Genomic DNA, 23,545 nt, shown 5'->3' on the forward strand with positions numbered 1-23,545 from the left:
TGTTCGTGTCGGATGAACCGGGAGCGCACGCGCGGGTGCCGAGAGAGCAGGCGAGCATTCTGCACGCCGATCTTGACTCCTTCTATGCCTCGGTCGAGCAACGCGACCACCCGGAGTTGCGTGGACGGCCCGTGATCGTGGGCGGTGGGGTGGTCCTCGCCGCGAGTTATGAGGCCAAAGCCTGCGGTGTCCGGACTCCCATGAACGGTCGCGACGCCCGCAAGCTGTGCCCCGAGGCGGTGGTCATGCCGCCTCGATTCGATGCGTACACCGAGGCGAGCCGCGCGGTCTTCGAGATCTTCCACGACACCACGCCGTTGGTCGAGGGCATCTCGATCGACGAGGCGTTCCTCGACGTCGGCGGTCTGTACCGGGTCAGCGGCACCCCGAGGGAGATCGGCGCGAGGCTGCGTGAGCAGGTCCGGGTGGACGTCGGTCTGCCGATCACCGTGGGCATCGCGCGGACGAAGTTTCTCGCCAAGGTGGCCAGCGCGGTGGGCAAACCGGATGGGTTGCTCGAGGTACCACCCGGCGAGGAACTGTCCTTTCTGCATCCGCTGCCCGTGGAGCGGTTGTGGGGCGTCGGAGTGGTCACGGCGCGCAAGTTGCGGGATGCCGGGCTGAACACCGTCGGTGACCTGGCCGCAGTCGGCGAGGCGCCGCTGGGTTCGCTGCTGGGTCGCGGGGCCGGACGCCACCTCTACGCGTTGGCCCTGGCGCGTGATCCGCGCCCGGTCGAGGGAGGAAAGCGGAGAAGATCGATCGGGTCGCAGCGTGCGCTTGGTCGCAAGCCCAAGTCCCAGGAAGATCTGGAGGCGACGATGGTGGCGATCGTCGACCGGCTCGGGAAACGTCTACGGAAAGCCGAGAGAGTCTGCCGCACGGTGATATTGAGGCTCCGATTCGACGACTTCACCAGGGCCACCCGTTCGCGGACCCTGTACGAACCGACCGACGGCACCCAGGTACTCATGACCGCCGCGCGAGCCCTCCTCGACGACGCGATGCCGATCATCCGCAGCAAGGGCTGCACGCTGATCGGTCTATCGTTGACCAACCTCGACAGCAACGGGTCCATCCAGATGGCCTTGCCGTTTGACGAGCATCACCAAGAGAAACTCGACATCACCATCGACGGTTTACGCGACCGATTCGGCGCCGGTTCGGTCACCCGCGCGGTGCTCCTCGGCCGCGATGCGGGAATGTCGGCGCCGATGCTGCCCGACTGAGACTCCTGGGTCAGGCGGGGGTCGTCGCCAGAGCGTCTCGCTCGTTACGCTCGGCGACCTCCCGGATGGCCTCCGCGGACTCCGCGGCGGAATCGCGTCGGTACTGGATGAACGAGTACGCGAACGCGCCTACCCAGATCGCGATGATGATCGAGTAGATGACCCAGCGTGCGCCGGTGTCCAGTGCGAAGCCGTCTTTTCCGATGATCGTGCGGGTGTTGGTCAGGATGATCAGACCGCCGACGCCGGCACCGAGCAGCCGGGGCGGGATGTGCCGGACGAGGAACGCCGCGATGGGTGCCGCGATCACACCACCGGCCAGGATGGCCGTCGCGTAACCGAAGTTGATGCCTTCGCCGCTGAAGTTGGTGAGAAATCCGATGGACGCGGCCACAGCGATGATTAACTCGCTGGTGTCGATCGTGCCGATCACCTTGCGCGGCTCCATCCGGCCGGAGGCGAGGAGTGCGGGCGTACCGACCGGTCCCCAACCACCGCCGCCGGTGGCGTCTATGAACCCACCGAAGACACGACGACCTTCCAGTCGACGTTGCCGAACCGCCAGTGCGAGAACCCGGACACCAGGGACGTGCCGATCTCGGCGAGGTGCACCGTCGCGCTCACGGCTGCCGGTGACAGCGTGGTCGAGGCGAGTAGCAATGTGGTCGCGGTGACGCCGAACGCCATGCCGAGGCTGCCGTCTACGAGTTGACCGAACAGTCCTACGAAGGCGACGACAAGCAGGGTAGGCATGAAACCTCCGGAGTGGCGTGGTGATGACAACGCGGGGCGGGCATGGTCAGGGAAGTGAGCCGCCCGCACGGCTGTTCGAAAACTGCTGGTAGAGGGGTCGCGCACTCTTCGCTACGGTGTCTAGATGGCTTCACCCACCGTGTCGGACTCGGACGACCTGACCCCGGACGTCGTCGACGACGAGGCGTCGGCGCCTGTTGACGCCGGCTCCGGTGAGAATCTCCGTCGGAGTCGACGAGCTGCGGCGCGCCTGCCACTGCCGTCGTGGCAGGTGCCCTGGGTGGTGGCGCTCGCGACCTTCGCGATCACCGCGACCCTCTACATCGTCTACGCCGTGAGGCGGTATGAACGGCTCGGGTTCACCGGCTGGGACCTCGGGATCTTCACGCAGGCGGTCAAGGCGTACAGCCGCTTCGAGGCGCCGATGGTCCCTTTGGAGGGCACCGACATCAATCTGATGGGCGACCACTTCCAACCCTGGATCGCGCTCATCGGTCCGCTGTATCGACTGTGCCCGTCTCCGATCACGTTGCTGATCGTCCAGGCGCTTCTGTTCGCTGTCGCCGCGATCCCGATTGTCCGGCTCGCCACCAAACAACTGGGCGTCGTGATCGGGGTGCTGATCGCGATCGCCTACGGCCTGGCCTGGGGTGTGGCGCACGCGTTGGCATTCGACTTCCACGAGATCGCACTCGCGGTGCCGCTGATGGCCTTCTCGCTCGTGGCGTTGGTGGAGGAGCGTTGGCGGGCGGCTTTGCTCTACGCGCTGCCGTTGGTGTTCTGCAAAGAAGACCTCGGACTGACGGTTGCCGTGGTTGCGGCTGTCGTCGCAGTGCGCTGCGGATCGCGGACGTACCGGTGGGCGGCAGCGACCGCGGTTTGGGGTCTGGCCTGGACCGTGCTTGCGGCGAAGGTGATCGTGCCGGCCTTCAGCAGTGCCGACTACTCGTACGGATCGAAGTTCGCGGAGTCGCCCGCCGACGGGGTTCGCGAGTTGGTGCTCGGGTTCGCCGCCGGAGATGCCAGGGCTTCCACCGCGTTCATGCTCCTCGTCATCACGGTGTTCCTCGCGGTTCGCTCACCGATCGCACTTGTCGCGATCCCGACCATCGCGTGGCGCTTCTGGAGCACCAATCACCTCTACTGGTCCGACGATTACCACTACGACGCCATCCTGATGCCGGTTATGTTCGTCGCGATGATCGATGCGCTGATGACCTTGCGCAGGCGTGGCAGCTCGCGCCGGGTGCTGACCGGGTTCGCCGCGGGCGCCGCGGTGATCGCAGTGGTGCTGACTGCGGGTGGCCCGCTGCACCGGCTGGCCGAACGCGATTTCTACACGCCGGCCACCGCGGCACAGGCAGTTGCGGCGCTCGAAAAGCAGATACCGGCAGGAGAGTCGGTGGCCGCCACCAACAACATCGCACCGCAGTTGGTGGCCGATCACGAGGTGACACTCTTCCCGCGGCTCGACCGGGATCGGTCCATTCCGCAGTGGATCTTGGTGGACACCAACACCTATGGCATGTTCCCGACCAGTCCGGAGGGTGTTCGAGACGCCCTCGCGAAGGTCGAGAACGGTGGCGGGTACCGCGAGGTCGGCGAGCGGGACGGGGTTGTGTTGCTCGAGCGACGTTGATCATCAACGCCTTTCACGGCCTCAGCGGCTCAACTTCTCCCATAGGAACTCGTAGACCAGAGCAGACTTGAACGCCGCCTGTTTGTTGTCGGCCGCACCGCCGTGCCCGCCCTCGATGTTCTCGTAGTAGCTCACCGTGTGGCCGTACTCCTCGAGGCGGGCGACGAACTTACGTGCGTGTCCCGGGTGGACCCGGTCGTCGCGCGTGGAGGTGGTCATCAGGAGTTCGGGGTAGGTCGCGTCTTCACGGAGAAGTTGATAGGGAGAATATTTCGAGATGAACTCCCACTGCTCCGGGTCGTCCGGATCTCCGTATTCCGCCACCCATGAGGCCCCGGCGAGCAACAGGTGATAGCGCTTCATGTCCAGCAATGGGACCTGGCACACGAGCGCGCCGAAGAGCTCGGGGTAACTCGTGAGCATCACTCCCATGAGCAGCCCGCCATTCGATCCACCCTGGGCCGCGAGCTGCTCGGGAGTGGTCAGTCCGCGCTCGACGAGGTTCTTTGCGACACTGGAGAAATCCTCGTAGACGAGATGTCTGCCGGCGAGCTGCGCCTGGGTGTGCCAGGTCGGTCCGTACTCTCCGCCGCCCCGGATGTTCGCGATCACGTAGATCCCGCCCCGCTCGATCCAGCTGCGTCCCGAGATCGCGCCGTAGGCGGGTGTCATCGAGTTCTCGAAACCGCCGTAGCCGTAGAGCAGGGTTGGCCCGGCGTCGACGTCGTCCCGCTTGACGACGAAATACGGCACCTGGGTGCCGTCATCGGACGTCGCGAAATACTGTGACGCAGTCACATTCGCGGTGTCGAAGAGTGCAGGCGACTGTTTGATGGGTGCGACACCGTCCGTGCTCGACCCATGCAGCAGGCTAGGAGGCGTGGTGAAGCTGCTCGCCGACAAGAACAGCTCGTCACTGTGATCGGGATCGGTGTCGAGGACACCGATGGTCGCCAATCCCGGTAGACCGGCGAGCTCGGAAACACTCCAGTCGTCGACGCTCAGCAACCGGAGTTCGGTCTGCACGTCTCGCAAGGTCACCAATACCAGATGCGCGGACGTGAACGAGAAGTTCTGCAGGCTCGTGTGTGCATCGGGCGAGAACAGCAGTGTCGCATCGCGACTGCCGTTCTTGTAGCCGTCGTAGTCGAAGACCAGCAGGGTGCCGGTCGGGTAGGTGGTCTGTTCGTCGAGCCGCCACGGTGACCGGGTGAAGACCAGGAGCCAGTTCCGATGGACGCTCGTATGCGCGTCGCTGGGGACATCGATCAGAGTGATCGCGTCGCCGTCGAGTTCGTAGAATTCCTGGTTGAAGAAGTCTGTCGACCGGATGAGGAAGTGACGCTCGAATCCGATCGTGTCGTCGTACATCGCCTGCACTGCCACGTCTTCGACGGCGCCGGTGTACACCACCGCGGCCTGCTCCAAGGGAGTACCGCGGGTCCAGCGCTTGACCACGCGCGGGTAGCCGGAGTTGGTCAGTGCGGATCCGCCATCGGGTTGGTCACCGAAGTCGGTACCGACGTAAACGGTGTCCTCGTCGATCCAACCGATGTCGGACTTGTTCTCGGGCAACGTGAATCCGCCATCGTCGGCGGAGACCCACGTCCGTGCGACCATGTCGAACTCGCGGACGATCGATGCATCGGCACCTCCCCGCGACAGCAGGATGAGCGCGCGGCGGTGATCGGGGCGCAGCACCAGTGCGCCTTTCCACACCCAGTTCTCGTCCTCGTCGGCGGCGACGGTGTCGAGGTTGATCAGCACGTCCCATTCCGGGGCGTCGGTGCGGTACTGCTCCAAGGTGGTGCGACGCCACAGGCCGCGCGGGTTGGCGGCGTCGCGCCAGTAGTTGTACAGGTACTCGCCACGGCGGCGGACATACGCGATGCGGTCGTCGGTGTCGAGGACCTCCAAAGCGCCGGATTGCAGGTCGGAAAACCTCGTCGATGTGGTCAACGTGTCGATGGTCGGCTGATTGTGCTCGCGGACCCAGGCCAGGGCCTTGTCGCCGGTCACATCTTCGAGCCAGAGGTAGGGATCGGAATCACTCACGCCGACCAGTCTGCCGCAACGGCTCACCTCCGGGCAGTCAGGGAGTCGGGGGACGGCCCTCGAGATGCCTGGCCAGGACGGCCAGGTTCATCGTGAGTATCTCGAGTGCGACAGACGGATCGACGGTGTCGAGGACGTCGCCGGCGGTGTGTACATCGGTATTCGCGCGGTCATCGGCCTCGATGGTGAGAACCGCCGGGAGTCCGGCATCGATGAACGGGACGTGATCGCTCGCGAACGGGTTCAGCGACGTGGTCACCTGCAGTGCGGTCCAGGTGCCGGCAGCGGCGACGAGTTCGGACATCAAAGCCTTCGATGCAGTACCACCTTCGATCATGACTCCGGGCTGCGTGGTGTTCTTCCGACCGATCATGTCCATGTTGATGATCGCGCTCAAGCGAGCTCGGGTCTCGGTGTCGAGCCCGCCGACATGGTCGATGCTCCCGAGTAATCCCTGTTCCTCGCCGCCGAACAGGATCAGCACGACATCGTTCGACCAGGTCCTGCCGGCGAGGACACGGCCGAGCTCGAGGACGCCCGCCGATCCACTGGCATTGTCGTCGGCACCTGGTGCGGGAAGTGAGCGGCCTTCCTGGTTCACCGAGTCGAGATGCGCGGTGACCGCGACGAGCCCCCGGGGAGCTGCGCCGGTTCCGGTGCGGTGGGCGAGCAGGTTCTCACTCCGGCCGGCTCCGACGGCGATGGGACGGCGGATCACGGAATAGCCCAAACGGTCTAGCTCGGTTGCGGCGAACGTCATCACCGCGGCGAACTCCGGGCTCAGCGAGTGTCGGGTGGTCGGGGCGGCGATCGTCGTCAGATACCGCTCGTAGTGTGCGGGGGACAACGTTGCGACGAGGGTGGCCAGCTCCGGATCCCGGGCGCCCTCCACCCTTGGTGGTTGCCCGAGCAGCGACGGGTCGATCCGCGCGGCACCCGATCGGCGACAGGTTGTCTCATGCTCGCTCACAGTCGTCGTATCTCGAGTCGGTCATCGGCCTGACGGACGACCTCCACGGTTGTGCTGGCCCCGGGCGCCGCGCGGCTCGGGGTGTCGTCGCGACCCAGTCCGAGCTCGACGACGGTGCCGTCGGGATCGAGCTCGAGTCCGCGACGCCCCCGGGCCGGTGGAAAGCCGAAGCCGTCGGGTCGGTAGACCGCGACGTCGTCGTGGTCTTCCTCGAAGGAGTGCCACCAGGTCTGGGCGGGCATGTCAGCTACCTCGATGCGGTCGGCGTGGGCGCCCGCAGTGAAGACCGGGCAGTCTCGAGGCAGGTGCGCATCCGGCTGACCTGCCCAGCAGTGAACATGACCATCGTGTCGTCGTCGACATAGTCCATATAGTCCATGAACAGATCGCCCGAGGGACCGTTGTCGCAGCTGACCTTCGGAAAGGTTGGCTTGCCGGTGTTCTCCGAACCCTGATTGGGGGTGTCGGACACCTCGTCGGTGCCGCCGCAGCCGCTGCCGTCGTCGCCCCAGATGTGGAACAAGTTGAGGTAGTGCCCGACCTCGTGGGTGGCGGTGCGACCGAGGTTGAACGGATCCGTTGCCGTTCCGGTGGTCCCGAATGCGGTGTGGGTGATCACCACGCCGTCGGTGTCCTTCGGGCCGCCGGGGAACTGCGCGTAGCCCAGGAGCCCGCCGCGGAGCTGGCCCACCCACATGTTCAGGTAGCGGTCGGCGGGCCAGGCGTCGGTACCGCCGCTGTCGCTGTATTTGATCGCGTTGTCGGTGCCGAAGGAACTCTGGGACGTCGAGGTGCGGGTGATCCCCGACGTCGGCTCGCCGTCTGGGTCGACGCTCGCCAAGACGAACTCGATCCTGGCGTCGCCGACGAGTTCGGAGAACACCTCGGGCACGGTCGCCAGGTCTGCGTTGGTCGCCCGGTAGTCGTGGTTGAGAACCTCGATCTGGCTGACCACCTGGTCATCAGAGATGTTCTCGGCGGCGGTCCTTGCCACGACGTGCACGACCACCGGGATCTGGACGATCTCGTCGGTGGACCGTTCCAATCGCTGAAAATCGATGGTGGTGTTCTCCAGCGCGGCCCTGGTGCGGCGGTAATCGGCTGATTCGGTCAGCAACCGGCGATGTTCTGCCATCGCCCCGCAGGTGCGACGGGTCGGGGGCTCGATGTTCGTCATGTGCGTCAGACGCACCGGAAGCGATCTCGGTTCCCCACCACCCCGATCTTGGTGGGTTCTGGCGGACCCGACCTGGGGCTTTGGTCACCACCACCCACCAATTCGGGAACGGTGTCGATTCGATAGAACGTCGATCGTCATCACTGTGCAAGCGACAATGAACACAGAAACTCGAAGGAGCACATCATGCGCTACTCACTACTGCTGAACAACGTCGAACCGGCCGAGGGCGAGATTCCAGCGGAGGCGATCGAAGAGATGCAGGAGGCCTTCGGTGTCTACGGCAGGGCGCTCGAGTCGGCGGGCGTCCTCGTCGCCGGCGAGATCCTGCAACCGGTGGCCGCGAGCACCACGGTCACCTTGCGGAACGGAAGCGTGCAGGTGCAGGACGGACCGTTCGCCGACACCAAGGAAGCGTTGGCCGGGGTCTTCGTGATCGATGTCCCCGACCTCGACGCGGCGCTGGCGTGGGCCGAGAAGTGCCCGGGCGCGCAGTACGGCGTGATCGAGGTACGTCCGGTCGCCATCTCGCTGATCGACGGCGCCTGGCGTTGAGCCGATGACCGATACCGATGCGACGGTGTGGGCCGCGCAGGCTGCCCGCACCTCGTACGGGCGGTTGCTGGCGTTGCTCGCGGCGGCCGACGGTGACGTGCCCGCCGCGGAGGACGCGCTCTCGGATGCGTTCGAGCGGGCGCTCACGCGGTGGCCGGTTGACGGGATACCGGACAATCCGACGGCTGGATCCTGACCGTGGCCCGGAACCGGCAGCGGGATCGTTGGAAGTCGGCGTCGCATCGGACGTCGGTGGAGATCGATCCCGGCCGCGACTGCGGCGCACACCTCGATGCCATCGACCCCGACGCGATACCGGACCGGCGCCTCGCTTTGATGCTCGTGTGCGCGCATCCCGCGATCAACCCGGCAGTGCATACCCCGCTGATGCTGAACACCGTGCTCGGTTTCACCGCCGAACAGATCGGACGTGCATTCGCGATTCCGTCGAAAACTCTTGCCGCCCGTCTGGTCCGGGCAAAACGCCGGATCAAGGATGCTCGGATCCCGTTCCGGATACCCGACCGTGACGTCCTGCCCGGCCGGATGCCCGCCGTCCTCGAAGCCGTCTACGGAGCCCATGCCATCGACTGGCACAGCAGTGGCGCCGAGGTCCGCGAGTCGCTGACGACCGAGTCTTCTTACTTGGCCCAGACGCTGGTGGACGTGGCTCCGGGTGACGCCGAGGCGCTCGGACTCGCCGCGCTGATCTGTTTGTCGAACGCGCGTCTGCCCGCCAGGTTCGACACCGTGGGCAATCTCGTTCCGCTGCCGGAGCAGGATGTCGCGCTGTGGGACGGTGCCTTGATCGACCGCGGTATCGAGCTCCTGCGGGCCGCCCATCCGCTGGGTGATCTCGGTCGATTCCAGCTCGAGGCCGCCATGCAGGCCGTGCACATCGCACGCCGGGACACGGGGGCCACCGACTGGCCGACGCTGCGGGAGCTGCACCAGACGCTCGACGCGGTGGCGCCGAGCCTGGGTGGGACCGTCGCGTCGGCCGTGGTGACCGCGGAGATCGACGGGCCGGCGGCAGGGCTTGCACTACTCGACGCCATCAGCGACGAGACGACGCACTTCCAGCCGGCATGGAGTGCCCGGGCACACTTGCTGGACCGGCTCGGCAGACGCGAGGACGCGATCGCGGCGTTCGACAAAGCGATCTCCCTGACCACCGACCCCGCCGAACGCCGGCATCTGGCCAGGCGGCGGGAGGGTTCGACCTAGGCCACCACCTCGCCGGTCCTGACCGGACAACGGGTGTGCGTGTAGATCGTGGGCATACAGAGGTTGCAGTGCGTGCACTTCGACACTGTCGTCGGATCGGCCTCGATTCGCAGCGGCAGGTCTGGTTCGCGGAGCAGGGCCCGGCCCATCGCCATGAAATCGAAGCCCTCGGCCAGCGCGAGGTCCATCGAAGCCCGATCGGTGACGCCGCCGAGCAGTATCAATGGCATCGACACGGCGGCCCGCAGTTGCCGGGACAGGGGCAGCAGGTAGGCGGGGTGGTAGTCGTACTCCTTGAGGAAGAAGGGCGCGACGGCCTTCAGTCCCCATTTCATGGCACCACGGAACGCGTCGGCGAACTCCTTGCGGGGAGCGTCGCCGTGGAACAGGTACATCGGGTTCAGCAATGAACTGCCCGCGGTCGGCTCGATGGCGTCGAGATAGCCGTCGGACTCGAAGAGCCTCCCGACCTCGCAGGCCTCGTCGACACCGAAGCTCCCCGGGAATCCGTCGTACATGCTCAGTTTTGCCCAGACAGCGATGTCGGGGCCGACCTCGTCGCGGACGGCCTGGGTGATCTCGCGGCAGAAGCGTGCGCGATTGATCAGCGAACCGCCGTACGCGTCGTGGCGGCGATTGAGCAGTGGGCTCAAGAAGCAGCTCGCGAGATAGTTGTGGCCGAAATGGATCTCGAGCCCGTCGAACCCGCTGTCCACGGCGATCCGGGCGGCCCGCCGGAACTTTGCGAGGATCACCGCGATGTCGTCGGTGTCGACCTTCTTGCACAGCGCCATACCCATCGGGGCGGGGATACGCGACGGGGCGAGCGCCCTGGCCTGATTGGAGATCGAGTTGGCGACCGGCCCGGCGTGGCCGAGCTGTGCCGCCGCCAGGGCGCCTTCGGAGTGGATGGCGTCGGTGAGTTCGATCAGACCGGGTATCGCCTCGGGTCGCATCCAGATCTGATGGCGGTCGGTGCGTCCTTCCGGGGAGATCGCGCAGTAGGCGACGGTGCACATCGCGACCCCACCGGCGGCGACCTCCCGGTGGAACTCGATGAGTTGCGGGGTGACCAGCGCGTCGGGTGTGGCCCCTTCGAAGGTCGCGCACTTGATGAGCCGATTGCGTAGACGCAACGGACCGAGGTCGGCTGGAGCAAAGGGTGTGGGCTGCACCTTCGCGACGGTATCGCTGATCGGCACGCCAAACAAGAACATGTTCTAGTTCGGCACCGTAAGGGTTCAATCCGGACGCGGTTGGGTACCGAATACCAGAGGAGTGCACATCCAGACACGAATGTGTGCTCCGAAGACACGGAGCGGTCGGGGACTGCGACGTTAGGGGCGTTCACATGAATGCACGGATACATCCGAGTCCTCGCCATCTGGGGCTGTGCGAACCCGAGAACAGCCCGGCCTTCGACGGACTCCCTGCCGACCCCGACGCCGCCGAATACCGGGACAGCGGATCGAACAGCGCGGTGTCGATGGCGCGGCCCGACCGATGGCTGTGGATTCCTGCGGGCTGAAGTAGACGTCGCCGGGGGTGACCGTCTTTCGGTCCGCGTGTTCGCCTGCAGCGATCTGAGCCCCGACAAGGGGGTATCCGTCAGCGCACCGAACTGCTGCGACGTAGGGTGGACGTCGTGGCTGAACACTTTGACACAGTTGTCCTTGGCGGAGGTCCGGGAGGTTACGTCGCCGCGATCCGGTCGGCGCAACTCGGAGCTAAAACCGCAGTAATCGAAGAGAAGTACTGGGGTGGTGTATGCCTGAACGTGGGCTGCATCCCGTCCAAGGCGTTGTTGCGCAACGCCGAACTCGCGCACATCTTCAATCATCAGGCGAAGACCTTCGGCATCTCGGGGGACGTGAGCTTTGATTTCGGCGCGGCGTTCGACCGCAGCCGAAAGGTCTCGGACCAGATCGTCAAAGGTGTGCACTTCCTGATGCGCAAGAACAAGATCACCGAGATCGATGGCTACGGCGTGTTCAAGGACGCCAAGACCATCGAGGTCGGCGACCGGGAGATCACGTTCGACAACGTCATCATCGACACCGGATCCACGGTGAAGTCGCTGCCCGGCGTCAAGCTGTCGGAGAACGTCGTCGACTACGAAACGCAGATCCTCACCCGTGAACTCCCCGGTTCGATCGTCATCGTCGGTGCCGGCGCCATCGGCATGGAGTTCGGCTACGTGCTCGCCAACTACGGCGTCGACGTCACGATCGTCGAGTTCCTGGACCGCGTGCTGCCCAACGAGGACAAGGATTCCTCGAAGGAGCTGGCCAAGCAGTACAAGAAGCTCGGCATCAAGTTGCTCACCTCCACCAAGGTCCAGTCGGTCGACGACCAGGGCTCGCAGGTCGTCGTCAAGTACAAAGACGCCAAGGACCAAGAGGGTGAGCTCACCGTCGACAAGGTGCTCATGTCGGTCGGATTCGCACCCCGGGTCGAGGGCTTCGGTCTGGACAAGACCGGCGTCGAACTCACCGATCGCGGCGCCATCGCCATCGACGAGTTCATGCGCACCAACGTCGAGGGCATCTACGCGATCGGCGATGTGACCGCGAAGCTGCAGCTCGCTCACGTGGCCGAGGCGCAGGGTGTCGTGGCGGCAGAGACGATCGCCGGCGTCGAGACCATGCCGCTCGGCGACTACCGGATGATGCCGCGCGCCACGTTCTGTCAGCCGCAGGTCGCTTCGTTCGGACTCACCGAGGATCAGGCCAAGGACGAGGGCTACGACGTGAAGGTCACCACCTTCCCGTTCACCGCCAACGGCAAGGCCCAGGGTCTCGGCGAGCCCGCCGGCTTCGTCAAGCTCATCACCGACAAGAAGCACGATGAACTGATCGGCGGACATCTGGTGGGCGACAACGTCTCCGAGATGCTTCCCGAGCTGACACTGGCCCAGAAGTGGGACCTCACGGCCAACGAACTGGCCCGCAATGTCCACACCCATCCGACCCTGTCCGAGGCGATGCAGGAGACCTTCCACGGCGCCATCGGGCACATGATCAATCTCTAGAGTTTCAGTGACAGGCGTGGGGCCCGGCGATACTTCGCCGGGCCCCGCGCCCGTCTCCAGGTTGTGGACTCCGCCCTGGCCCTTGGACATTCGGGCGACGATAGGCCTGCACCGCCGCGGCAGCGGCGACCCCGCGATGAAATACGCGCCGAACGGCTCGATCTGGCGGGCGATCCATACCCCGGACGGCCCGGGGACGTTGGCGGTGTCGCGGTCGGGGGAAGCAGTACTCGGACGCGCGTGGGGTCCGGGCAGACAGTGGCTGCTCGATCAGCTGCCGCTGATGCTGGGCAGTGAAGACAATCCAGACGACTTCGTCGCTCATGACGAGGTCGTCGGCAAACTCGCGCATCTGGGACAGGGTTTGCGGATCGGCCGTACCGATCGGGTGTGGGAGGCGTTGGTTGCGGCCGTGCTGGAACAGAAGGTCACCGGCCGGGAGGCCTGGCGGGCCTGGCGGTATATCGTCAACAAGTACGGCGAACCCGCGCCGGGGTCGCCGAGTATGAAAGTCCCTCCGCCCCGGGAGGTCTGGCGCGAGATACCCCAGTGGGAATGGCATGCCAGCGGTGCTGAGCCGCCACGGCGTCGCACCATCGTCCATGCTGCGGGTTACGACGTCGAACGCAAGGTGGACCGCCTGGAGTTGTTGCGGGGGATCGGACCGTGGACGGCCGCGGAAGTTCGCTGTCGCGCGGTGGGCGACGCGGACGCCGTCCCGGTGGGGGACTTCCACGTCCCGTCCATGGTCGGGCGGGCGCTCATCGGTCAGCGCATCGACGATGACCGGATGCTCGAATTGCTCGAACCTTATGCCGGACATCGCTTTCGAGTCATTCGATTGATCATGCTGTACATGAAGATGCCCGCCCGCCGGGCCCCACGCATGCCCACCCGGGACTACCGCAACATCTGACCCGAGATGCCGCCCACCGTGCCAAAAATGCCGCCCAAGATGGTCGGATTGGCACGGTCGGCGGATAGCATGCCGCTTCTATTGAATCCCGGACCTGCTCGCCGAGTGTTCATTTCGGCAGGAAATGACTGTGACGATCACATACGATTCAGCGGTGACGACTGAGGTGACAGAGACCAGGTACCGCACCGGCAAGCCGGGGTACGTCCGGGAGTGGGACGGACACGCGTGGATCGGTGAGCCGATCCCCGATCGATGCGTCGCGCGCCTGCCCAAACGTGGTGTCAGGAACTGGCACACGCACAGCTGGATGCTCTTCGTACTCATTGGTTGGGTCATAGGCGTCGTCCTTGCGCTCCTCGCATTCACCGGCGATGAACCTCTCACCTGGCTGCTCGCGATTGCCGGGTTCTTCGCCGCGGGTGGGACGCTCGTGGCGGCGGCACGTATCGCGTGGGCCCGCCTCGACCTTGCGGACGTGGTGAATCTGCGTCGAATCCTGCCGCTCGGGCTGCTTTCCGGTGCCGTGGCCCTCGGCCTGGCGTTCGGCATCGAAAAACTGCAGATGCAGATTCCCGGCCCGGTCGGCAGCCATGTCGGTTCGCTCTTCGGCGCAGGACCGATCGAGGAGACTGCCAAACTGCTGGTGCCGGTTCTGCTGTTCTTCTTCCTGGGCGGGGACGTGCGGGATCCACGGACCGGATTCGCGCTGGTGTTCATCTCAGGTCTGGTGTTCGGCATCGTGGAGGGTGCCGAGTACGTCGCCGGTGCAACCCATCTGGCTCACGATCATCAGATGCACCAGCATCTGAGCGCCGAGGACACCGAACGTTACGGCGCTCTTGCGATGGTGTTCGTCCGGTCGTTCATCGAACTGATGCATCCGTTCACCGTGGCGGCCGTGGCCGCGGTCGCGTGGCTCTCGGCGTGGCGTGGCAAGGAGTTCTTCAGCCGCCCAGCCATCGTCACATTCATCCTCGCGATCGTCTATCACAGCTTCAATGACGGGGTCCTCGGTGGCATCGTCACCGAGCATCAGCAACTGTTGGGCGCGGCGCTGTCCTTCCCGTTGTTGTGGCTGTGGTTCTACTTCATGTACCTGCCGCGGGCGCGCCAACTCGCGCCGCCGGCCGTGGTCACCGGCAACCCGAGGCGCTGGCGTCCGGAGTAGCACCCGCGGATTCGAGACCTGTCGGCGGTACAGGGCACCATGGGGTCATGACGACCACCGCAACCCGTGAACAGGCGCAAGAGATCCTCGAGCAGCTGGCGGGGCCCGAGGCCGAGCTGCGCGATGACCAGTGGACCGCGATCGAGGCGCTGGTGGTGCAGCGTCGCAGGGCGTTGGTCGTACAGCGCACGGGCTGGGGAAAATCGGCGGTGTATTTCATCGCGGCCAAACTGTTGCGGGCCGAGGGTCGCGGCGCGACGGTCATCGTGTCGCCGCTCCTCGCGCTGATGCGCAACCAGGTGGCGTCGGCGGAGCGGGCGGGGGTCAAGGCCGCGACGATCAACTCCGGAAACGTCACCGAGTGGGACGACATCCACCGGCGCGTCGCCGAGGGCGATCTCGACGTGTTGCTGGTCAGCCCCGAGCGCCTCAACAACCCCGATTTTCGCGACAACGTCCTGCCGGCGCTGGCGGCGGACGCCGGCCTGGTCGTGGTCGACGAAGCCCACTGTGTCTCGGACTGGGGCCATGACTTCCGTCCTGACTACCGGCGGATCCGCACCTTGGTTGCAGAACTGGGTACCGATGTACCGGTTCTCGCGACCACCGCCACCGCGAACGACCGGGTGGTCGACGATGTCGCGGCCCAGCTCGGAGTGGGTGGCGGCGACACACTGGTGCTGCGCGGCGGACTCGACCGAGAGTCGCTGCATCTGTCGGTGGTGAAGGTGCCCACCTCGGCCGAACGGGTGGCATGGCTTGCTGCACATATTGACTCGATCGAGGGCTCGGGAATCATCTACACCCTCACCGTGGCTGCGGCCCGCGACGTCGCCACGCTGCTCACCGACCTGGGCCATAAAGTGGCCGCTTACACCGGTGCGACCGATTCCGCGGAGCGCGAGCAGCTCGAATCCGACCTACTCGCCAACGACGTCAAGGCACTGGTCGCGACATCGGCTCTGGGCATGGGATTCGACAAGCCCGACCTCGGGTTCGTCATACACCTCGGTGCCCCGTCGTCGCCGATCGCCTACTACCAGCAGGTCGGCCGCGCCGGCCGCTCCACCGCGAGTGCCGAGGTGATCCTCCTGCCGGGCAGCGAGGATCAGGAGATCTGGCGGTACTTCGCGTCGGTGGCTTTCCCTTCGGAGACATTGGTGCGCAGGGTGATCGACGTTCTCGACACCGAACGTCCGCAATCCACCCCGGCTCTCGAGCCGCTCGTCGATCTGGGTCGCTCGCGTCTGGAGATGGTGCTCAAGGTCCTCGATGTCGACGGCGCGGTCCGACGCGTCAAGGGCGGTTGGTTGGGTACCGGTCAGCCATGGGAGTACGACGAGGCGCGCTACGAGAAACTTGAGCAGGCCCGCCGCCGCGAGCAGCAGGCCATGCTCGACTACCAATCGACCACCGACTGCCGCATGTCGTTCCTGCGGGCCCAGCTCGACGACCCCGACTTGGAGCCGAACAGCAAGTGCGGTCGCTGCGACAACTGTGCGGGCCAACGCTATTCGGCCGACGTCGACGGCCGCTCACTTGATGCCGCGCGTGATCAGCTGCAGCGACCCGGTGTCGAACTGGCACCGCGCAAGCAATGGCCGACCGGCATGAAGAAGCTCGGTGTGGAGCTGACCGGAAAGATCGGCGATGGCCCCTCGATGGGCCGCGTGATCGGACGACTCAGTGATCTGGGCTGGGGCACCCGCCTACGACGGCTGCTCGACGAACCCGATGCCCCGGCGTCCGATGAGGTGATCAAAGCGGCCGTCGCGGTCCTGGCGGCCTGGCCCTGGCAGACGCGACCCACGGCGATCATGGGCCTGGACTCCGACACGCACCCGCTTCTGATCGGATCCGTGGTCGACAAGCTGTCGCAGCTCGGGCGCCTGACGAATCTGGGAATCCTGGGCTACGCGCCCGATCGCCGGCCGGTGACCGCTGCCAACTCGGCCTATCGGGTCGCCGCGCTGGAGGGTTCGTGGGTCGATCCGGATCCGTCGATCATCGCAGACCTCGCCGGCCCGATCCTGCTGATCGACGATCTTTCCGACACCGGCTGGACCCTGACGATGGCGGCGCGGCACCTGCGTCGCGCCGGTGTCGACGAGGTGCTCCCGTTCGCGCTCGCGAGCACCAACTAGCCGCCTTTGTTCAAGCGGGCCCGGTCGCGTGCTGATCCTGGATCCGCGCGAAGGGTTGCGCCGCTTCGAGTTCGAACGCCAGTTCCAGCAGGGTGCGCTCATCACCGTGGGCGGCGGAGAAGTGGACGCCGATCGGAAGCCCGTTGGTGGCGCGCCCCAGCGGTAGGGAGATCGCCGGTCCGCCGGCGGCGTTGTTCAGTGGGGTGAAGCTGACGTAGTTGACGAGGCGGGGGAACATCACGTCGAAGCCGGCTGCCGGAGAAAGGAATCCGAGCTCTGGGGTGGTGTGACCCAACACGGGGGACAATACGACGTCGAGGTTCTCGAACGCTTCGCGGTACCGGGTCTCGCTGCGTTTGAGCCCGCGGATGGACACGGGCGTGAGCCAGGGCTTCCGGATGAAGTTGCGGGCCAATCCTTTCGTCAGGGCATCGGTCTTGGATCGGTCGAACCGATCCCCAGTGACCACCTTCCCGAAATATTGGGTGGAGAACGCCATCAGCGCCCAGTAGTGGACGAAGTCGCGGACGAAGGTGTGGTCGGTCGGGACTGCGAACTCGACGACGTCGTGGCCCAGCGACGTCAGCAGTTCGGCAGTGTGTAAGACAGCGGCGGCGGTGTCGGCGTCCGTGGGATCGCCGGCGATCGAGTCGGTGATCAACCCGATCTTCAGGCGCCGGGTCGATGGGCCGGCGACGTCTCCGATCGGCTTCAGCTTTCTGGCCGGACGGAATTTCTCAAGTGCGGCGACGAACGCCGCGGTGTCCCGAACAGTCCGGGTCACCGCGCCGTTGGACACGATGTCGACGGGCATCTGCTTGCCCTGCAGTGATTGGACCTCGCGCCCTCGCGTCAGTTTCAGCCCGACCAGGCCACATGCGGCGGCAGGGATGCGGATCGAGCCGCCGCCGTCGTTGGCATGGGCGATGGGTACGACGCCTGCCGCCACTAGAGCCGCGGAACCGCCTGACGACGCACCGCTCGAGTAACCGGTGTGCCACGGGTTTCGCGTCGGGGGCAGGGATTGGTATTCAGTCGTCGCGTTGAAGCCGAACTCGGGCAACGTCGTCTTGCCGAGCATCGTCATCCCGGTGGACAGGTATTGCTCGGCGAATGGCTCCGTCTTACTTTTCGCCTTGGGCTGCACTGCCTGTGATCCGTGGCCGGTCGGGAGGCCGTCGAGATCGGTGTTGTCCTTGATGAATGTCGGTACGCCGGAAAAGACGCCTTTCGCCGGCGAGTTCGCGGCCTGGAGCGCCCGATCGAAGTCCCGCAGTGCGAGCGCGTTGAGCGCGGGATTGACCAGTTCGGCGCGGGCGATCGCGGCCTCTGCCGCCTCCCTGGCACCGATCTCGCCAGACGCGATCGCGGCGGCGACGCCGGTGGCGTCGAGGTCTCCCAGTGCATCGTCGCCAAAGGCGTGAACATGTGTGCGCTCAGTCATGGCTGACACGGTAACGCAGACCTCGATTTCACTGACAAGTGGTAAGACCACTTGACCTATGACCACCCTGCTTCTACCGTGGCAGCATGGCTTTCCAACCGATCGAGCACCGCAGCGTTCCCGAGGATGTCTTCGAGCAGATCGTCGAAGGAGTGCTGAGCGGCGAGCTTCCTGCAGGTCAGAACCTCCCCAGCGAGCGCGAGCTCGCCCGGGTACTGGGTGTTTCGCGTCCGGCGGTGCGCGAGGCGATGAAGCGGGTGGCCGCGGCCGGACTGGTCACCATCCGGCAGGGCGGTGGCACGACAGTTCGAGACGTCCGCCGCTTCGGCGGCCTCGACCTACTCCCGAAGTTGCTCATCCGCGGCGGTGAACTCGACGTCGCTGTCGCACGGTCGGTGGTCGAGGCTCGGGCCCATATCGGTCCCAAAGTCGCAGAACTTGCGGCGCTGCGCGCCGGTGAGGACCAGATTGTCGTCGCTCGGGCGGCGGCAGCACAACTGGTCGAACTCACCGACCCCATCGCGCAGCAGCGGGCTGCGCTCGACTTCTGGGACGCCATCGTCGACGGCGCCGACTCGATCGCCTTCCGCCTGATGTACAACACGATGCGTTCCGCGTACGAGCCCGCGTTGCCCGCCCTGGCGGCCGCGTTGTCCGGTGAGGTCGGCAATGCCGAGGGTTATCGGCGGATCGTCGACGCGATCGCAGGTCGCAACCCGGGTGCAGCCGCGCACGCGGCGGCAATCTTGCTCGAGCCCGGGACCACGGCGTTGCTGTCTGCCTTCGGAGAGATGGAAAAGCTTCTGCAGGAAGCACTGGCGGAGACGGAGGAAGACAATGACGACTGATCGAGATGCTCGCGCGCACCTTCGAGCCGATGAGCGCACGCTGCGCAAGCAGCGGCGGACGGTGACACTCGGTTCCGCCTTTCGGGAGTTCGTGCGGCACCCCACGCCGTGGATGATCGTGACATTTCTTGCCGCGTCGGCGGCCGCCAGGGTGACTGTCGGAGACTGGGTGTGGACCGACATCCTCGTTCCGGTAGCGATGATCCTGTCATTCCCTGTGGCGGAGTGGCTGATCCACGTGTTCATCCTGCACTGGCGTCCGAGGGTTCTCGGCCGGATCACCGTTGATTCGTTGCTCTCGCGCAAGCATCGCGAACACCACTCCGACCCCCGCAACATTCCGCTGATCTTCATCCCATGGCAGGTGCTCTGCGGTGTCCTACCCCTCGCTCTGGTCCTGGGACTGTTCGCTTTCGGCCGGGTGGGTCTCGGGCTGACCTTCATGGTGACGCTCGGTGTGCTGGGCATGATCTACGAGTGGACCCACTATCTGATCCACACCGACTACAAGCCGAAAAGCAAGCTGTACAAGGCGACCTGGCGCCACCACAGGTTCCACCACTACAAGAACGAGCACTACTGGTTCACGGTCACGACCTCGGGTACCGCGGACCGTGTGCTGCGGACGAACCCCGACCCCGAGAGTGTCGAGAAATCGCCGACCGCGAAGAACTTGCACGCCCTCTGACCCGCATCGTCTTGGTGCGGGTGAGATCAGGGCTTGCGAGCCGTCACGTACTGCGCCTGCCCGGTGATGGTCTGTTCCACGTCGACGAGGCCGGCCGCGCGAAGCCGGTCTGTCACCTCATCTCGCCCGAACAGCCGATAGCCGCTGCGGGCGGCGACCCTGTTCACCGCACGTGCGGACGTCAGCCGGGTTCGAAGGGACGTGAAGATGGCGACCTCGCCGCCTGGCGCGACCACCCGCGCGAGTTCATCGATGACCTCCTGCGGATCGGAGATGAGATACAGCGCCGCCAGGCAGCAGACGGTGTCGATCGAACCATCCGGAAACGGCAGCCGGTGGGCGTCGCCCCGCACATAGGCCACCCTCTCGCCGCTGTTGTCGGCGACCGCCCTGGTGACCATCGGTACCGAGAAGTCGAGGCCGATGCAAACACCGTTTCCGGTCAGTCGCTCGGACAGACGCCGGGTGTAATTGCCCGGGCCGCATGCCACATCGAGGATCGTACGATCTCCGGGCCGGCCGAGGTGGGTGACCAACCTGCGGTCGAACTTCGCAGCCGAGGTGCCGCCCAGGCTGTACAGACGGGTGAAGATCGGCCGCCAGGCGCGTTCGTAGACCGCGGCGAACAGTGGGTTCTGCATGACCCACAACGTGCTGCTCGGTGCCGTCTCCGGTGGTCCGAGCAGGTCGAGATAACCCCGGCTCTCATCGACGGGGCCACTGAGCCGGCCGGGGTCGAGCAACTCGCGAGCGCGCTCCAGTGCGTTACTCAAAAGTCCCGTTCGATCCGCAGGGTCCCGATGGTGGTTGCCAGCGAATCATATTGTCCGACAAGCAGAACAAACTCGATCAACTCGCGTTCGTCGAGGTGCTCGGCCAGCTCTTTCCACGCCAGGTCGCTGAGATCCTTGGTACCGACCAACTCGTCGACGCCGCGCAGCAGAACCTCGTCGAGCCCGGTCCACCCTGCCTCGGGGCCCTGCAGGATCCTCGAGAACTCCGCCTCGTCGATACCTGCACGCCGGCCCAGTCGCTTGTGGTGGTCGAGCTCGTACTCGCACGCGCGGAGATGGGCGGTCCGAATGATGATCAACTCGGTCGAGTGCCGAGACAGCTTGCCGAAAGGCATCATTCGGCTCGAGTAGTGCAACCAGCCGTGAAACAGACCCTTCGCCCGACCGAGGGTGGAAAAGATGTGCGCGTCGGACACCCCGATCACACGCGCCGCCCCCTTGCTGAACACCCAGTTGAAGGGCCCTAGTTGGCGGAACGTACCCGGCGCAATTCGTGGTGAACTCACGTCTGCCAACCTAGCGGACACGGCGCCCCGCGACGACTGATCGCAAACCTTTTGCCCGCACTGTCGCGGTGTTAGTGTTCGGCCAGCCAGAACGACCCACTGATCCCTGGACTGGAGTAGCCCGTGCGGCGAATACTGATGGTGTTGGTGGCCGGGCTTTTTGCCCTGCTGAGCCTGGCCGCCTGCGGCGGTGGCGACGATGCCACCGGATACGAGAAGGTGGAGAAGTCAGGTGTCCTGAGGGTCGGCACCGAGGGCACCTACGCTCCGTTCAGCTACCACGACTCGGCAACAAACGAATTGGTCGGATACGACATCGACGTGGCCAAGGCGGTCGCCGACGAGCTCAACCTCGAGGTCGAGTTCGTCGAGACCCCCTTCGACTCCATCTTCGCCGCGCTCGAGGCCGACCGCTTCGACATCGTCGCCAATCAGGTCACGATCACCGACGAGCGTAAGGCGAAATACGACCTGTCACAGCCGTACGCCATCGGCGAAGGCGTCATCGTCACCAGGGCCGACGACAACTCGATCACCTCGCTGGCGGACCTCAAAGGCAAGACGACCGCCCAGTCGTCGACCAGCAACTGGGCTCAAGTCGCCGCGGATGCCGGTGCCAACGTGGAGGCGGTCGAGGGGTTCACCCAGGCGATCAAGCTGCTCAACCAGGGCCGGGTCCAGGCCACCGTCAACGACAGCCTGTCCGTGTTGGCCTATCAGGCCACCACCGGCGATACGAGCATCAAGATCGCCGCGAACATCGGTGAACGAAGCGAGCAGGCGTTCGCGGCGCGCAAGGACAGCGGCCTGATGGACAAGATCAACGGCGCGCTGGACGTCCTGAAAGCGGATGGAACGCTGGAGAGGATTTCGCAGCAGTACCTGAATGCGAACGCGGCCGGTACGTCGGAGCCCAGGACGGCACCGAGCACGTGGGACCTCATCCTGGACAACCTCTGGCCGATGCTCAAGGCGACGTTGACGGTCACGCTCCCGTTGACAGCGATCAGCTTCTTCTTCGGCCTGATCATCGCCCTGGGCGTGGCGCTGGCGCGGATGTCGAGAAATCGGGCTTTGTCCGCGGTGGCACGGTTCTACATCTCTGTCATCCGTGGCACCCCGCTTCTGGTGCAGTTGTTCATCATCTTCTACGCGTTGCCCGAGTTGAACATTCTGATCAATCCGTTCCCGGCCGCGGCAATAGCTTTCAGCCTGAACGTCGGTGGCTATGCCGCCGAGATCATCAGGTCGGCGATCAGCAGTGTCCCCAAGGGGCAGTGGGAGGCGGCCGAGACGATCGGGATGAACTACGCGACCGCGCTGCGCCGGATCATCTTGCCGCAAGCCCTGCGCACCGCGGTGCCGCCACTGTCCAACACCTTGATCTCGCTGGTGAAGGACACTTCGTTGGCATCGACGATTCTGGTCACCGAACTGCTGCGCACCGCACAGATAGCAGCGGCACCGACGTTCGAATTCTTCGCGCTCTACGGCACCGCCGCGGTGTACTACTGGATTGTGTGCCTGATTCTGTCCTCGTTCCAGGGCCGTCTCGAAGTCCGACTGGATAGGTTTGTTGCGAAATGACCGATATCCCCGCATCCCTGAGCAAATCCGCGCCCGCCCCGGCGGCCCCTGATCTGGTCACGGTCGCAGGCCTGCAGAAGTCGTTCGGCGCCAACCACGTGCTGCGCGGCATCGATTTCACCGTGCCGTCCGGTTCGGTCACCACCATCATCGGTCCGTCCGGTTCGGGTAAGACGACGATCCTGCGATCGCTGAACGCGCTCGACGTTCCGGACGATGGCGAGATCACGATCGGCGACGTCACCGTCGACTTCTCCCAGCGCCCGGTCCCGCGGCCCCTCCTCAAGCGATATCAGGCGCAGAGCGGCATGGTCTTCCAGGGGCACAACCTGTTCCCACACAAGACGGTGATCGAGAACGTGCTCGAAGGCCCGCTCATCGTACAGAAACGCAACCGCGACGAACTTGTCGCCGAAGCCGAGGTGCTGCTCCGTCAGGTGGGCCTGGAGGAGAAACGGGATCAGTATCCACACCAACTGTCCGGTGGGCAGCAGCAGCGCGTGGGTATCGCACGGGCACTCGCGCTCAAGCCGCTACTGATGCTGTTCGACGAACCGACATCTGCCCTCGACCCCGAACTGGTCGGCGAGGTGCTCGAGGTCATGAAAGACCTTGCCACGCAGGGCTGGACGATGGTCGTGGTGACCCACGAGATCCGCTTCGCGCAGAAGGTGGCCGATCAGGTGCTGTTCGCCGACGGTGGCGTCGTCCTGGAGAGGGGCACACCGGCCGAGGTCATCGGTGACCCGAAACATGCTCGGACCAAGCAGTTCCTGCGGCGGATCCTCGATCCGGTCTAGTCAGCCCCACA

General features: G+C 65.2%; 22 protein-coding genes and 1 pseudogene. 14 read left to right on the forward strand and 9 right to left on the reverse strand.

Annotation, left to right across the window (positions count from 1 at the left end; all coding sequences use genetic code 11):
* Nucleotides 1-5: 5 nt before the first annotated feature.
* On the forward strand, nucleotides 6-1,229 hold the full coding sequence (gene dinB, locus J3S28_RS19165) for a DNA polymerase IV (protein ID WP_307797262.1): 1,224 nt from the start codon (nucleotides 6-8) through the stop codon (nucleotides 1,227-1,229).
* A gap of 10 nt (nucleotides 1,230-1,239) precedes the next feature.
* On the opposite strand, the pseudogene J3S28_RS19170 reads toward dinB, so the two are convergent.
* Nucleotides 1,240-1,982, reverse strand: a pseudogene (locus J3S28_RS19170) (TSUP family transporter).
* 124 nt (nucleotides 1,983-2,106) lie between these two features.
* Between J3S28_RS19170 and J3S28_RS19175 the strand changes: the two are divergent.
* Complete coding sequence (locus J3S28_RS19175; protein WP_207842329.1) at nucleotides 2,107-3,621, forward strand: DUF2079 domain-containing protein; 1,515 nt, start codon at nucleotides 2,107-2,109, stop codon at nucleotides 3,619-3,621.
* Between the two features lie 21 nt (nucleotides 3,622-3,642).
* Here the strand turns inward: J3S28_RS19175 and J3S28_RS19180 are convergent, their stop codons facing one another.
* From J3S28_RS19180 to J3S28_RS19190, 4 genes are read right to left on the reverse strand one after another with little or no spacing between them, the layout of a single operon-like run.
* On the reverse strand, nucleotides 3,643-5,676 hold the full coding sequence (locus tag J3S28_RS19180) for a prolyl oligopeptidase family serine peptidase (RefSeq protein ID WP_207842330.1): 2,034 nt from the start codon (nucleotides 5,674-5,676) through the stop codon (nucleotides 3,643-3,645).
* Nucleotides 5,677-5,713: 37 nt separating this feature from the next.
* Nucleotides 5,714-6,646 (reverse strand): M28 family metallopeptidase, encoded by a 933-nt coding sequence (locus tag J3S28_RS19185; protein ID WP_207842331.1) that lies wholly within the window; start codon nucleotides 6,644-6,646, stop codon nucleotides 5,714-5,716.
* Nucleotides 6,643-6,888, reverse strand: a complete 246-nt coding sequence (locus J3S28_RS28415) for a hypothetical protein (protein ID WP_237341789.1) — start codon at nucleotides 6,886-6,888, stop codon at nucleotides 6,643-6,645. Before J3S28_RS28415 ends, J3S28_RS19185 begins: the two co-directional genes overlap by 4 nt.
* Before the next feature lie 5 nt (nucleotides 6,889-6,893).
* A complete protein-coding gene (locus J3S28_RS19190) occupies nucleotides 6,894-7,823 on the reverse strand; it encodes a M43 family zinc metalloprotease (RefSeq protein ID WP_237341790.1) in 930 nt (309 codons plus the stop codon).
* Between the two features lie 186 nt (nucleotides 7,824-8,009).
* Between J3S28_RS19190 and J3S28_RS19195 the strand changes: the two genes are divergently transcribed.
* From J3S28_RS19195 to J3S28_RS19200, 3 genes are read left to right on the forward strand one after another with little or no spacing between them, the layout of a single operon-like run.
* Nucleotides 8,010-8,378 (forward strand): YciI family protein, encoded by a 369-nt coding sequence (locus tag J3S28_RS19195; RefSeq protein WP_207842332.1) that lies wholly within the window; start codon nucleotides 8,010-8,012, stop codon nucleotides 8,376-8,378.
* Nucleotides 8,379-8,382: 4 nt separating this feature from the next.
* Complete coding sequence (locus J3S28_RS28795) at nucleotides 8,383-8,574, forward strand: hypothetical protein (RefSeq protein ID WP_307797263.1); 192 nt, start codon at nucleotides 8,383-8,385, stop codon at nucleotides 8,572-8,574.
* 2 nt (nucleotides 8,575-8,576) lie between these two features.
* The gene (locus tag J3S28_RS19200; RefSeq protein WP_307797264.1) at nucleotides 8,577-9,605 is read left to right on the forward strand and encodes an RNA polymerase sigma factor; all 1,029 of its coding nucleotides are present in this window, start codon (nucleotides 8,577-8,579) and stop codon (nucleotides 9,603-9,605) included.
* Here the strand turns inward: J3S28_RS19200 and J3S28_RS19205 are convergent.
* Entirely contained in the window at nucleotides 9,602-10,822 is a 1,221-nt protein-coding gene (locus J3S28_RS19205; protein ID WP_207842333.1) for an oxidoreductase, read from the reverse strand. The genes J3S28_RS19200 and J3S28_RS19205 overlap by 4 nt on opposite strands.
* Before the next feature lie 134 nt (nucleotides 10,823-10,956).
* Here J3S28_RS19205 and J3S28_RS19210 point away from each other — a divergent pair, with 134 nt between their 5' ends.
* The 5 genes from J3S28_RS19210 to J3S28_RS19230 all read left to right on the forward strand — a co-directional run bounded on the left by J3S28_RS19210 (nucleotide 10,957) and on the right by J3S28_RS19230 (nucleotide 16,867).
* Nucleotides 10,957-11,133, forward strand: a complete 177-nt coding sequence (locus J3S28_RS19210; RefSeq protein WP_207842334.1) for a hypothetical protein — start codon at nucleotides 10,957-10,959, stop codon at nucleotides 11,131-11,133.
* 117 nt (nucleotides 11,134-11,250) lie between these two features.
* Nucleotides 11,251-12,636 (forward strand): dihydrolipoyl dehydrogenase, encoded by a 1,386-nt coding sequence (gene lpdA / locus J3S28_RS19215; RefSeq protein ID WP_207842335.1) that lies wholly within the window; start codon nucleotides 11,251-11,253, stop codon nucleotides 12,634-12,636.
* Between the two features lie 136 nt (nucleotides 12,637-12,772).
* Complete coding sequence (locus tag J3S28_RS19220; protein ID WP_237341791.1) at nucleotides 12,773-13,552, forward strand: DNA-3-methyladenine glycosylase family protein; 780 nt, start codon at nucleotides 12,773-12,775, stop codon at nucleotides 13,550-13,552.
* Between the two features lie 154 nt (nucleotides 13,553-13,706).
* The gene (locus tag J3S28_RS28420; protein ID WP_207842337.1) at nucleotides 13,707-14,723 is read left to right on the forward strand and encodes a PrsW family glutamic-type intramembrane protease; all 1,017 of its coding nucleotides are present in this window, start codon (nucleotides 13,707-13,709) and stop codon (nucleotides 14,721-14,723) included.
* Between the two features lie 47 nt (nucleotides 14,724-14,770).
* Entirely contained in the window at nucleotides 14,771-16,867 is a 2,097-nt protein-coding gene (locus J3S28_RS19230) for a RecQ family ATP-dependent DNA helicase (protein WP_207842338.1), read from the forward strand.
* Between the two features lie 10 nt (nucleotides 16,868-16,877).
* Here the strand turns inward: J3S28_RS19230 and J3S28_RS19235 are convergent, their stop codons facing one another.
* Nucleotides 16,878-18,311: an amidase gene (locus J3S28_RS19235; RefSeq protein ID WP_207842339.1), complete on the reverse strand. Its 1,434-nt coding sequence runs from the start codon at nucleotides 18,309-18,311 to the stop codon at nucleotides 16,878-16,880.
* An 86-nt stretch (nucleotides 18,312-18,397) separates the two neighbouring features.
* On the opposite strand from J3S28_RS19235, the gene J3S28_RS19240 reads away from it, so the two are divergent.
* Complete coding sequence (locus J3S28_RS19240; RefSeq protein ID WP_207842340.1) at nucleotides 18,398-19,159, forward strand: FadR/GntR family transcriptional regulator; 762 nt, start codon at nucleotides 18,398-18,400, stop codon at nucleotides 19,157-19,159.
* Nucleotides 19,149-19,847 carry a sterol desaturase family protein gene (locus tag J3S28_RS19245; RefSeq protein ID WP_207842341.1) on the forward strand — a complete coding sequence of 233 codons (699 nt, stop codon included), beginning with the start codon at nucleotides 19,149-19,151 and terminating at the stop codon, nucleotides 19,845-19,847. Before J3S28_RS19240 ends, J3S28_RS19245 begins: the two co-directional genes overlap by 11 nt.
* A 26-nt stretch (nucleotides 19,848-19,873) precedes the next feature.
* On the opposite strand, the gene J3S28_RS19250 is transcribed toward J3S28_RS19245, so the two are convergent.
* Both J3S28_RS19250 and J3S28_RS19255 read right to left on the reverse strand, forming a co-directional pair.
* The gene (locus tag J3S28_RS19250; protein ID WP_207842342.1) at nucleotides 19,874-20,620 is read right to left on the reverse strand and encodes a class I SAM-dependent methyltransferase; all 747 of its coding nucleotides are present in this window, start codon (nucleotides 20,618-20,620) and stop codon (nucleotides 19,874-19,876) included.
* Complete coding sequence (locus J3S28_RS19255) at nucleotides 20,617-21,147, reverse strand: carboxymuconolactone decarboxylase family protein (protein ID WP_207842343.1); 531 nt, start codon at nucleotides 21,145-21,147, stop codon at nucleotides 20,617-20,619. Before J3S28_RS19255 ends, J3S28_RS19250 begins: the two co-directional genes overlap by 4 nt.
* Before the next feature lie 138 nt (nucleotides 21,148-21,285).
* Between J3S28_RS19255 and J3S28_RS19260 the strand changes: the two genes are divergently transcribed.
* Both J3S28_RS19260 and J3S28_RS19265 read left to right on the forward strand, forming a co-directional pair.
* Nucleotides 21,286-22,734, forward strand: a complete 1,449-nt coding sequence (locus J3S28_RS19260; protein WP_207842470.1) for an ABC transporter permease subunit — start codon at nucleotides 21,286-21,288, stop codon at nucleotides 22,732-22,734.
* Nucleotides 22,731-23,534, forward strand: a complete 804-nt coding sequence (locus tag J3S28_RS19265) for an amino acid ABC transporter ATP-binding protein (protein WP_272874218.1) — start codon at nucleotides 22,731-22,733, stop codon at nucleotides 23,532-23,534. The genes J3S28_RS19260 and J3S28_RS19265 overlap by 4 nt, the downstream gene beginning before the upstream one ends.
* The last annotated feature ends 11 nt before the right edge of the window (nucleotides 23,535-23,545 follow it).

The sequence above is a fragment of the Williamsia soli genome (assembly GCF_017377795.1).
Lineage (GTDB): Bacteria > Actinomycetota > Actinomycetes > Mycobacteriales > Mycobacteriaceae > Williamsia > Williamsia soli.

Coding starts and splice junctions, on each gene's coding strand:
- J3S28_RS28415 (WP_237341789.1), bottom strand. CDS start 6,888: ATGCCCGCCCAGACCTGGTGGCACTCCTTCGAGGAAGACCACGACGAC.
- J3S28_RS19240 (WP_207842340.1), top strand. CDS start 18,398: ATGGCTTTCCAACCGATCGAGCACCGCAGCGTTCCCGAGGATGTCTTC.
- J3S28_RS19265 (WP_272874218.1), top strand. CDS start 22,731: ATGACCGATATCCCCGCATCCCTGAGCAAATCCGCGCCCGCCCCGGCG.
- J3S28_RS19195 (WP_207842332.1), top strand. CDS start 8,010: ATGCGCTACTCACTACTGCTGAACAACGTCGAACCGGCCGAGGGCGAG.
- J3S28_RS19205 (WP_207842333.1), bottom strand. CDS start 10,822: ATGTTCTTGTTTGGCGTGCCGATCAGCGATACCGTCGCGAAGGTGCAG.
- J3S28_RS19220 (WP_237341791.1), top strand. CDS start 12,773: ATGAAATACGCGCCGAACGGCTCGATCTGGCGGGCGATCCATACCCCG.
- J3S28_RS19245 (WP_207842341.1), top strand. CDS start 19,149: ATGACGACTGATCGAGATGCTCGCGCGCACCTTCGAGCCGATGAGCGC.
- J3S28_RS19235 (WP_207842339.1), bottom strand. CDS start 18,311: ATGACTGAGCGCACACATGTTCACGCCTTTGGCGACGATGCACTGGGA.
- J3S28_RS19175 (WP_207842329.1), top strand. CDS start 2,107: ATGGCTTCACCCACCGTGTCGGACTCGGACGACCTGACCCCGGACGTC.
- J3S28_RS19190 (WP_237341790.1), bottom strand. CDS start 7,823: ATGACGAACATCGAGCCCCCGACCCGTCGCACCTGCGGGGCGATGGCA.
- J3S28_RS28795 (WP_307797263.1), top strand. CDS start 8,383: ATGACCGATACCGATGCGACGGTGTGGGCCGCGCAGGCTGCCCGCACC.
- J3S28_RS19210 (WP_207842334.1), top strand. CDS start 10,957: ATGAATGCACGGATACATCCGAGTCCTCGCCATCTGGGGCTGTGCGAA.
- J3S28_RS19260 (WP_207842470.1), top strand. CDS start 21,286: ATGGTGTTGGTGGCCGGGCTTTTTGCCCTGCTGAGCCTGGCCGCCTGC.
- J3S28_RS19230 (WP_207842338.1), top strand. CDS start 14,771: ATGACGACCACCGCAACCCGTGAACAGGCGCAAGAGATCCTCGAGCAG.